This is a genomic window from Proteus sp. HMSC14B05, from assembly GCF_001808035.1.
GTDB lineage: Bacteria > Pseudomonadota > Gammaproteobacteria > Enterobacterales > Enterobacteriaceae > Proteus > Proteus mirabilis.
This window is the reverse complement of record NZ_KV791980.1, coordinates 36666-46814: the sequence shown is the minus strand read 5'-3', so window position 1 is coordinate 46814 and position 10149 is coordinate 36666. Positions and strand designations below refer to the sequence as shown.

10 protein-coding genes are annotated in these 10149 nt (G+C 39.8%); 7 read left to right on the top strand and 3 right to left on the bottom strand.

Annotation, left to right across the window (positions count from 1 at the left end; translation table 11 throughout):
• Positions 1 to 123: 123 nt before the first annotated feature.
• Positions 124 to 783, bottom strand: a complete 660-nt coding sequence (locus tag HMPREF3129_RS05115) for a GntR family transcriptional regulator (RefSeq protein WP_020945108.1) — start codon at positions 781 to 783, stop codon at positions 124 to 126.
• 472 nt (positions 784 to 1255) lie between these two features.
• Here HMPREF3129_RS05115 and HMPREF3129_RS05110 point away from each other — a divergent pair, with 472 nt between their 5' ends.
• The 6 genes from HMPREF3129_RS05110 to HMPREF3129_RS05085 all read left to right on the top strand — a co-directional run bounded on the left by HMPREF3129_RS05110 (position 1256) and on the right by HMPREF3129_RS05085 (position 8014).
• Positions 1256 to 2506, top strand: coding sequence for an NRAMP family divalent metal transporter (locus tag HMPREF3129_RS05110; protein ID WP_004245440.1), 1251 nt, complete (start codon positions 1256 to 1258; stop codon positions 2504 to 2506).
• Positions 2507 to 2519: 13 nt separating this feature from the next.
• Positions 2520 to 3305: a LamB/YcsF family protein gene (locus HMPREF3129_RS05105; RefSeq protein WP_004248853.1), complete on the top strand. Its 786-nt coding sequence runs from the start codon at positions 2520 to 2522 to the stop codon at positions 3303 to 3305.
• Between the two features lie 81 nt (positions 3306 to 3386).
• Positions 3387 to 4964, top strand: coding sequence for a 5-oxoprolinase subunit B/C family protein (locus HMPREF3129_RS05100; protein WP_004252802.1), 1578 nt, complete (start codon positions 3387 to 3389; stop codon positions 4962 to 4964).
• Between the two features lie 16 nt (positions 4965 to 4980).
• Positions 4981 to 6726 (top strand): acetyl/propionyl/methylcrotonyl-CoA carboxylase subunit alpha, encoded by a 1746-nt coding sequence (locus tag HMPREF3129_RS05095; RefSeq protein ID WP_036908428.1) that lies wholly within the window; start codon positions 4981 to 4983, stop codon positions 6724 to 6726.
• A 159-nt stretch (positions 6727 to 6885) separates the two neighbouring features.
• On the top strand, positions 6886 to 7683 hold the full coding sequence (locus HMPREF3129_RS05090) for a sulfite exporter TauE/SafE family protein (protein WP_036894122.1): 798 nt from the start codon (positions 6886 to 6888) through the stop codon (positions 7681 to 7683).
• 100 nt (positions 7684 to 7783) lie between these two features.
• Complete coding sequence (locus tag HMPREF3129_RS05085; RefSeq protein ID WP_004245434.1) at positions 7784 to 8014, top strand: hypothetical protein; 231 nt, start codon at positions 7784 to 7786, stop codon at positions 8012 to 8014.
• Positions 8015 to 8045: 31 nt separating this feature from the next.
• On the opposite strand, the gene HMPREF3129_RS05080 is transcribed toward HMPREF3129_RS05085, so the two are convergent.
• Positions 8046 to 8486, bottom strand: a complete 441-nt coding sequence (locus HMPREF3129_RS05080; protein WP_004245432.1) for a PACE efflux transporter — start codon at positions 8484 to 8486, stop codon at positions 8046 to 8048.
• A 110-nt stretch (positions 8487 to 8596) separates the two neighbouring features.
• Between HMPREF3129_RS05080 and HMPREF3129_RS05075 the strand changes: the two genes are divergently transcribed.
• The gene (locus HMPREF3129_RS05075; protein ID WP_004245431.1) at positions 8597 to 9499 is read left to right on the top strand and encodes a LysR family transcriptional regulator; all 903 of its coding nucleotides are present in this window, start codon (positions 8597 to 8599) and stop codon (positions 9497 to 9499) included.
• Here HMPREF3129_RS05075 and narL read toward each other — a convergent pair.
• Entirely contained in the window at positions 9496 to 10149 is a 654-nt protein-coding gene (narL, locus tag HMPREF3129_RS05070) for a two-component system response regulator NarL (protein ID WP_369744359.1), read from the bottom strand. The two genes, HMPREF3129_RS05075 and narL, sit on opposite strands and share 4 nt — an antisense overlap.

Genomic DNA, 10149 nt, shown 5'->3' with positions numbered 1-10149 from the left:
CAAGCATTAAATAAGACGAGAAAGCCAACCCAATAGGTTGGCTTTTTTGCGTTTGAAAACTAATCCTGTAAATTTAAGCATGCTCTAGATGAGGGCAATTTTACTATCTATTTTTCGTTGATATTAACAGATGTTGTGGCGAGAAAAAGCGGCTAATACGGTTCGCTCGGATATTTCTAAATAACTTTCCATTTCGATTGCCGCTTCTTGCGCTTTCCCATTCATCAATAGCGTTAAAATATGCTCATTCTTCTCAATATAAGGAGCATGTAATAACTGGGGATCATTGAGTAAACCAAAGGCTAATCGTAATTCTGCTAAAATAAGTTGATATTGTTTAAATAACCTAGGGCTATCAGAAAGCTCGACGATAGCGGTATGGAAATGCATATTACAGGTTCCAACGCTATTCCAATCTTTTTGTTGTTGAAATATTTTTGCTTGATTAACGTTATCTTGCATGCGGGAAATGGCTGGGTGCATTGGATAGGCATGTCGTAAAGCATCACATTCAATCAGCCTTCTTACGCGATAAATATCCATAATTGATGCCATATCTGGTACAGAAACAAACACACCACGATTAGGTTTATAGGTTAATAGGCCTTCTTGGGTTAATATACGAAATACTTCTCTTAATGTATTACGAGATATTTCAAGCTGTTCGCTTAAAGTAGCTTCTGAAAGCCTCTCTCCTGGAGGTAATTCACCGATAGTAATTTTTTGGCGAATAATATCAGCGATTTTTTGGCAAAGGATCTGTGGTGATGTTTTTTTCTGCATTATCTTCTGCTATAAACGTAATAGAAGCCTCTATTCTAACAGTCAGCTATATAATATATAACCTCTAATATACAACTGTGCTAGTTTCCTCACTCTCTTTATCCTTGTTTTTATTAAAAATAGTTAACAAAATCATTAATAAATTTTTATATTATCAACTGTATTTGATGCCAAAATGTATGCACCAATTTTGCGCATAACTCTTTTTTATGCGCTATTTTGGGGCATATCTATTTTTTACTCCCCCACGCAAATGTCAATAAAATGTTAAAAATGAGATCTTGTTGGCACTTTTATCATCGCATATTTAAATCTATTTGCTTATTTATTCATCTATTATTATTAATTGTTCAACAATCTAATATCTATTGATTAACAATTATTACTCCGTACTCAACAATGGCATGCTAATTGCCTTACTACTTACCTAAGCAATAATAATTAAAATAATTATGATAAAAGGGGGCCAGTTATGGCTACACAAGATCCTGTGAATACAACATCACCATCATTTATAAAAAATAGGCGTTCATCATTAATTGCAGCGATTTTTTTAATGGCTACATCTGCAATTGGTCCAGGTTTTATTACGCAAACAGCTACCTTTACAGCGACGATGGGAGCAGCCTTTGCATTTGGGATATTAGCTTCTATCGTCATTGACTTTGTTGTGCAACAAAGTATTTGGCGAGTCATTACCGTGACTAACATGCGCGCTTCTGATATTGCGAATAAGGCAATTCCCGGTAGTGGATACTTATTAGCTGTATTGGTTATTTTTGGTGGTTTGGTATTCAATGTCGGTAATATTGCTGGGGCTGGTTTAGGGCTTAATGCCATGGTAGGACTGGATCCTAAATGGGGTGGGGTTTTAAGTGCTTTACTGGCGATTTATATCTTCTCTTCACGCAAAGCGAGTCATTTTATTGATCGCATGATCATTGTTCTTGGCATCGTGATGATTTTATTAACACTTTTTGTAATGTTTGCGTCCAATCCTCCTATAGGTGAAGCATTAAAACAAACAGTACTGCCTAATACGATTAATTTTGCCACTATAACAACCATCGTCGGAGGTACGGTTGGTGGTTATATTTGTTATGCAGGAGCACATCGTCTGCTCGATAAAGGTACAACAGGTATTGAAAATATCGATGCGGTATCTAGCGCGGCAACTAAAGGGATATTAGTGGTTGGATTAATGCGTTATATCCTATTTTTAGCAATTTTAGGTGTTGTCGCAAGTGGAGTGACACTAGATATTTCCAGCCATGCGGCTAATCCTGCTTCTCAAGCATTCCAACATGCAGCGGGCTTAACTGGACTACGAATTTTTGGTCTTATTTTATGGGCAGCTGCGTTGACTAGTGTGATTGGTGCTGCTTATACGTCTATGTCGTTTATAACCGTGTTTAAAAAGGGTATTACAGAGCGTCAACGCAATATTGCTACCATTATTTTTATCGCTATTTCATTGGCAATTTATATGGTTATGGGAACAGCTCCTGCTGCCTTATTAGTCTTTGCTGGTGGCTTCAACGGATTGATTTTACCTATTGGTATGACGTTATTTATTTTTGTTGCATGGCGTCGTCAAGATCTTATGAATGGCTATAAATATCCAATGTGGTTGCAATGGTCGGCAATTTTAGTCTGCGCTTTGACTTGGTATATGGGGATCATGTCTGTTGGCGCTATTTTCAATTACCTCAATATTGCTTAAGAGAATAATAACGATGATAAAAGCGGTAGATTTAAATAGTGATTTAGGTGAAAGCTTTGGTCAATGGCGTATGGGCAATGATGCTGCAGTGCTTGAAATTGTCAGCAGTGCCAATATTGCTTGTGGTTTTCATGCCGGTTCACCAGAAGGCATTTTAAAAACATTAAAAGCAGCGAAACAGCATCAAGTCGCGATAGGTGCTCATGTTGCTTATCCTGACTTAGTGGGTTTTGGGCGACGCAATATGGATATTGCCAGTGATGAATTAACCGCTGATGTCATTTATCAAATTGGCGCTTTGCAAGGTTTAGCAAAAGCTGTCGGTATGAAGGTGACTTATGTTAAACCTCATGGTGCGCTTTATAACACCATTGCTCATGATAAACGCCAAGCATTAGCGGTTATTGAAGCTATTTTAGCTATTGATCCACAACTTATATTAGTGGCTTTAGCGGGATCGCCACTGATCACACTTGCGAAAGAGAAAGGATTACATGTTGTTGCCGAAGCTTTTGCTGATAGAGCTTATCATGCTGATGGCACACTTGTTTCGCGCAAACAAGAGGGGGCTGTATTACACGATCCTCAATTGGTGGCTCAGCGTATGTTAAAGCTAGTACAAAAAGGGGGTGTTGAATCGATAGAGGGTACTTTTACTGCTATACAGGCGGATTCTATTTGTGTTCATGGTGATAGTCCTGATGCGGTTAATCTCGCAAAAAGCGTCAAAGAGATCTTAATAACACACGGTATTGCGATAAAACCTTTCACATCTGCAATAGGAATAAAGGAGGCGTAATGACTTATTTTATGCAAGCAACGCCTGATGCTATTACAGCAGCCGCCCGATCCGTTATTGGCAATAAAAGGGAGGCGTATTTTGCGCTTTTTACCTGTTAATTTATCTCACATATTAGTTGAGTTGACTTCATTAAAAGAGACATTGGCGTTTTATGAAGCAATTAAGCAAGCCAATATTGCTGAGATAGAAGATATTGTTCCAGCGGCAAAAACACTATTGATCCAATATGTACCTTGGTTAATTACGGCGAAAGAGTTAGTGGCAATATTGCGCAATATCGAGATAAAAGCGATCGCGATGCGTCAAAGTCACTTATTAACAATCCCCGTTCATTATCAAGGAGAAGATTTGCATGAGGTGGCTGAATTATTGGGGATCACTGCGACAGAGGTGATCCGCAGACACACAGAACAAACTTATCAAGTTGCTTTTACGGGGTTTGCACCGGGATTTGCTTATTTAATTGCTGATAAAACTGAGCTTTATGTTCCTCGACGTAAAACACCACGTACACGTATCCCCGCAGGCTCTGTAGGATTAGCGGGAGAATTTAGCGGTGTTTACCCACAGCAAAGCCCTGGTGGCTGGCAATTAATTGGTACTACAGAGATAAAAATGTGGGATCTCTCACGTGAACAGCCGGCATTTTTATTACCTGGTGATACTGTACAGTTTGTTGATGTACAAAAAGCGCCAGTGACGGTTTCATTACCTGAGAAAAAACAATCTATTAATGCTTTATCCTTTAACAAGGATAAAGGGCTATATGTTATTTCCGCAGGTCTACAAACCTTATTTCAAGATGAAGGGCGTTTAGGTGCTGCATCAATGGGGGTTAGTGCATCAGGAGCACTTGATAAATGTGCGTTACATGCAGCGAATCGCTTAGTGGGAAACCCGCCTTCATTAGCAGCATTAGAAATAACACAAGGTGGATTAATACTAAAAGCGCAACAAGACTGTGTCATAGCGCTGTCAGGTGCAGATTGTACGATTAGCTTAAAACAAACGACCGGAGATATAGCCTTTTTTTCTACCTATCAAACTATTGATATACGTAGTGGAGATGAAATCACAGTAGGAATACCTACAGCGGGGGTTCGTAGTTATCTGGCAGTGAGAGGGGGTTTTGAATTAAGCCCAGTGTTAGGTAGTTATGCGTTTGATACTTTAGCTCAGATTGGCCCTCGAGCCTTACAAAATGGCGATATTCTTCATCTAAACGATGATAACGCATCAACGGGCATTATTAGCCAAGAGCAACCGAGTTTCAGTTTACCAAAGCAAGAGGATATCGTTACCCTTGATATTGTGTTAGGGCCTCGTACGGATTGGTTTACAGAAGATGCGATAAAAACATTAACCTCACAATTATGGCAAGTGACACCACAATCTAACCGTATCGGATTACGTCTATTGGGGGATAAATCGCTTGAACGTCAGCAACAACAAGAGTTATCGAGTGAAGGAACTTGCATTGGCGCCATACAAGTACCGATTAATGGTCAACCGGTATTATTTCTTCATGATCATCCTCTCACTGGAGGATACCCCGTAATTGGGGCAGTTGCCGAATACCATCTGTCATTGGCGGGGCAAATCCCTATTAACGCTAAAATTCGTTTTAACCCAATTACTTTATTTCAAGAATATTGATAGGAGTATGCCACTCATGATAACAACTAACCAAAAGCAACGAGTGAAGCATCGAGTGTTGATTGCTAACAGAGGTGAAATCGCAGTTCGTATTATTCGTGCTTGTCAGGATTATGGTGCAACGTCCATTGCTATTTATGCAGATGATGATATAGATGCATTACATGTGCGTCTTGCAGATGAAGCCTATGGTTTAAAGGGTAACTCACCGAAAGAAAGTTATTTAGCGATAGATAAAATCATTGAAATTGCCCATAAAAGCAAAGCCACCATGATCCACCCTGGTTATGGCTTCCTTTCTGAGCGAGCTGATTTCGCTAAAGCGGTACAGCAAGCGGGACTCCTTTGGATTGGCCCAGATCCACAGACTATCGAAGTATTAGGGGATAAAGTTCAAGCGCGTAAAATTGCACAATCCGTAGGTGCACCATTGGTGAATGGTACTGCTGATCCGGTTAGTGATGCTAAAGAGGTTCTGGATTTTGCGAAACAGTATGGCTTGCCTATCGCCATTAAAGCGGCATTTGGTGGTGGTGGACGAGGCCTAAAAATTGCCCATCATATGGCAGAAATTGAAGAGCTTTACCATTCAGCGGTAAGAGAAGCAGTAACCGCATTTGGTCGTGGTGAATGCTATGTTGAGCAATTTCTTGATAAGCCTCGCCATATTGAGGCACAAATTATTGCTGATAAATTAGGCCATGTCGTGGTAGTTGGTACACGAGATTGTTCATTACAGCGCCGTAATCAAAAACTTATTGAAGAGGCCCCTGCCCCTTATTTAACTGATGAACAACGGCAACGTATTCATCAATCAGCAAAAGACATTTGTGCTAAAGCAGGTTATATCGGTGCGGGGACGGTAGAATTCTTATTGAGTGCGAACGGGACAATCTCTTTCCTTGAAGTGAATACACGTCTACAAGTAGAGCATCCGGTGACTGAAGAAACAGCCGGTATTGATTTAGTGATTGAACAATTGCGTATTGCTGAGGGATTACCGTTAAGTATTAATGAAACCCCTGAGCCTCGTGGTCATAGTTTTGAGTTTAGGATCAATGCAGAAGATCCGGCAAAAGGTTTTTTACCCACCCCCGGTTTAATTAGCCAATTTAGTCAACCGGCTGGGCCGGGCGTTCGTGTTGATAGTGGTGTGGCGGAAAATGACCAAGTATCACGTCAATTTGATTCAATGATGGCAAAACTTATTGTAACAGGGGCAAGTCGTGAACAAGCCATTGCGAGAGCGCGACGAGCTTTAGCTGAATTTAACATCGCAGGCGTAGCCAGTGTATTACCTTTTCATCGCGAAATGATGGAACATCCTGATTTTATTGATAACTTCAGTGTTCATACTCGTTGGATTGAAAGCGATTTTCAAGCAAAAAACAGTCATTTTCCTCGTAGTATACCAGCAGAAAATGGACCATTAGTACGTACCTTTATTGAAATAGATGGTCGTCGTCATCAATTAGCGCTACCCGCACAATTACTTTCACTCTCGGCCGTTATACCCACGGCTATTAGCGAGCACAAAGAGTGTCAGGTGCGGGAAAATGCGGTCACTGCACCGATTTCAGGGATATTACATAGTTGGTTATTATCCGATGGTGATAAAGTCAATCAAGGGGATGTTATCGCCATTATGGAGGCGATGAAAATGGAAGTACAGGTGGTTGCTACCTGTCATGGTGTATTGCAGCAAAAGGCGAAAGCCGGTGACTATTTTTCAGCAGACAGTCTATTAGCTGAGATTAACTAGCTGAGTTATCAAACAATTATCGAGTAAGCCTCTTAGCAATAAGAGGCTTTTTTATAATAACTGTCTTTATATTCTTATTTGTTATATCTAATTCCTTTTGGTTATAAGTTATTTTGCTTATAATCGAAACTGAATATGTTTTCTACAAAAGGAAATTAGATGCTGCTGGTCACTCAACTCCTTATTGGTTCTGCTATAGGTTTAGTTATCACCACAACGGGAGTTGGGGGTGGTGTTATCTTATTACCTGTGCTTATCTATTTATTTGGAATGAATGCATTAGCAGCAGTGGCGACCGCTAATTTATTATCGATGTTAATGAAAATTTCCTCTTCTTATATTCATTTTCGTTTAGGAAATATTCCATTAAAACCAGCATTATTGATTTTAGGGATCATGTTTCCGGCCACATTTTTAGCCAGCTATGGGGTAACCTGGTTGGGATCACAACCTCAATATTATCAGCAGGTTGAATTAGGCATTAATATCCTGATGATTGTGGCGATTATCTTTTCAATGTTCCTTTTTTTACAACGAATATTCAAAAAATCTACATCATCACATCCGTTATCATCATTGGCACCTAGCTCATCAATTCCTCTGAGTTCTCTTTTTGTTCCCGGTATGAGTGCCGGATTTGTCTTAGGGGCGACGGGGGTTGGTGGGGGATTGGTTGTCTTACCTGTGCTTATGCGTTTTGCACAAATGAATATTAAGGAAGCGATCGGTAGTTCTATATTTATTACTACAATCTTGTCAGGTGGCTCTGCTATTGCTTATAGTGCTGGTGGCTATACCGATGTGCATACGGCCATCATTCTTTGTTTAGGATCACTTATTTCGATTCCTTTAGCGCGCTATTTACTGGTGTATTTATCTGAGCGCTTTTTTCAATATTTAACTCTGTTATTTATTCTGATCAGCATCATTATGATGAGTTGGAAACTAATAAATTAATTTAATGTAATATCGAATAAGTCAATTTTTAATGGATAATGATTAGTTAGACTAATTTTCATCATTGAATTTAGCAGGATAATGAAAAATAAGGGTATATATGAACATTAAAGTCGGCGATGAGTTTTTGGTTTATATGGCATTGGGTGAAGAGAGCTATATGAAGGAATATTATCGTGTGTTGGAGTTAGATAGCGCATTATCACAAGTGACCGGTAAATTGCTAAGAAGGACGACGGCAGATGATAAAAATATTGGGTTAGGGCGTTGTGAATTAGAAGGTGGGATTGAACAATTTGCGTTAGAAGATATTTATCCAATAGAGAAGTGATCGAAATAACGATCACTTCTACATCACTTTATTAAGCAACAGGTACATCTTCGGGTAATGCTGATTTTGGTAAGCCAAAAATTTTGTCAAATACCCAGTTATAGACAAATGTATAGCAAGGGATGATGATAATAAGTGCAAAATCCATCACCAGTGCTTGCCATAATGAAACCCCTAGCCACCAAGCTATCAGCGGAATAAGGTAAACCACCAACGTAAGCTGAAAACCTACCGCATGAGCAAGACGGCGTCTAAAGGTGCGAATTCTCGACTTTTGTCGACTCTCCCAAAATTCAAATAAACAGTTATAAATAAAATTCCAACTTACCGCGATAGTGGTAATAATGAGTGCGAGTGGCCCCGTAACAGCGGTTGAACTATCGGCTAAAAGCGCCAGTCCTACCGATGAGATAACCCAACCAAATACTTCATAAGCGGTAACATAGACAATTTTTCGCTTAATACCTTGCATGATACTCTCTTTTTTTGTGGATCAGTGTGGTTAAGCATCGTAAGATAAATCAGTAATAGTGACAGAAAAAGTTAGCTAATATCAATTTAACTGAAACATCAGGAGTGAACATGCAGTTCTCAAGTGAACATATCGCGATATTTTTAGCCGTTATGGATAAAGGCTCTTTTTCTGCGGCTGCGCGTTCATTAAAACGTGTTCCTTCTGCGGTCAGTATGGCGATTGCTAATATGGAGGCTGAATTAGGTTATGCGCTGTTTGAGCGTTCATCAAGAGAGCCACGGCCAACAGAAAAAGCTAAAGCACTTGAACCTCACGCCAGAATGATTGCTGAGCAATTAAAGCTATTACAGGTTCATGCACAAGAGCTTTCAATGGATCTGGAAAGTATATTAAATATTGGCGTCGCGGCAGATATTAATCCCGATTATTTATTACCGGCATTATCTGAGTTAACACAGCGTTACCCCTTACTAAAAGTGAATGTAGTAACCGCGGCACAAGATGACATTATTGAGATGCTGCACGCACGTAAAATCCAATTATGTCTCGTGTATGGTGGGTTATACGTCAATGGCGATGAACAATTTCAATATTTGGGCTCTGAGTCATTAGTTGCCACAATTTCGGCAAGTCATATTGCACTTGCTCACCCTGCAGGGGTATTTATTGAAGATTTAGTGAATGTAAGACAGATAATGATAGCCAGCCATACTCAAGAGATAAGAGATGTACGCTCTTTAGTGGCGACTAATTACTGGCAAACAGATAACTTTCAAATGGCATTAGGTATGGTTGAAGCGGGGATGGGCTGGGGGAATTTACCTTATTCGCTGATTTATACGCAGTTACAAAAGGGAAAATTAAAACAACTGCAATTTAAAAATACTAAAAATGAATTGCGCTTACCGGTACATGCAATGTGGTTAAAAGGCGAGTCACTACAAAAAGGGGCAAAGGAATTGGTGGAGTTAATGAATATTCACCAACCCATTGTGCCCAATTTTGATTAATCCACACGTTGTTGATGAACCCAAACCGCGACTTCAACACGAGATTTTAATTTCATCTTTTTGAGTAGATGTTTGACATGTACTTTAACCGTACTTTCAGTAATATCGAGTTTACGTGCGATCATCTTATTGGATAGCCCTTGTGCTATCAGCTTTAAAATATCACGCTCTCGTGGGGTGAGTTGGTCGATATCCCGCTCACCTTCAGAACGATCTTCTCGCAGTGACTGCGCTAAAATGGGGGTTAATGTTGGGCTAACCACCATTTTCCCTGCGGCTGCTTGCTTTAAAGCGGCTAATAGCTCTTCTGGCTCCATGTCTTTTAAGAGATAGCCATCCGCTCCTCGTTTTAAGGCGGTGATCAGATCATCACTGTAGTTTGATACACTAAACACAACGATCCGCCCAGAGAGCGATCGTAATCGCAATTGATCGAGTGTTTCAAAACCATTCATACCCGGCATATTGAGATCGAGTAGGATTAAATCAGGATCTAACTCTTCAGCTAATTTTACCCCTTGAATACCATCGCCAGCTTCACCAACGACAGTTAATGTTGTATCAAGACTTAAAAGTTGTTTCACACCATTGCGTAACATCGGGTGATCATCAATTAATAAAATAGTCGCTTTGTCTGCGACTGCTCCCAT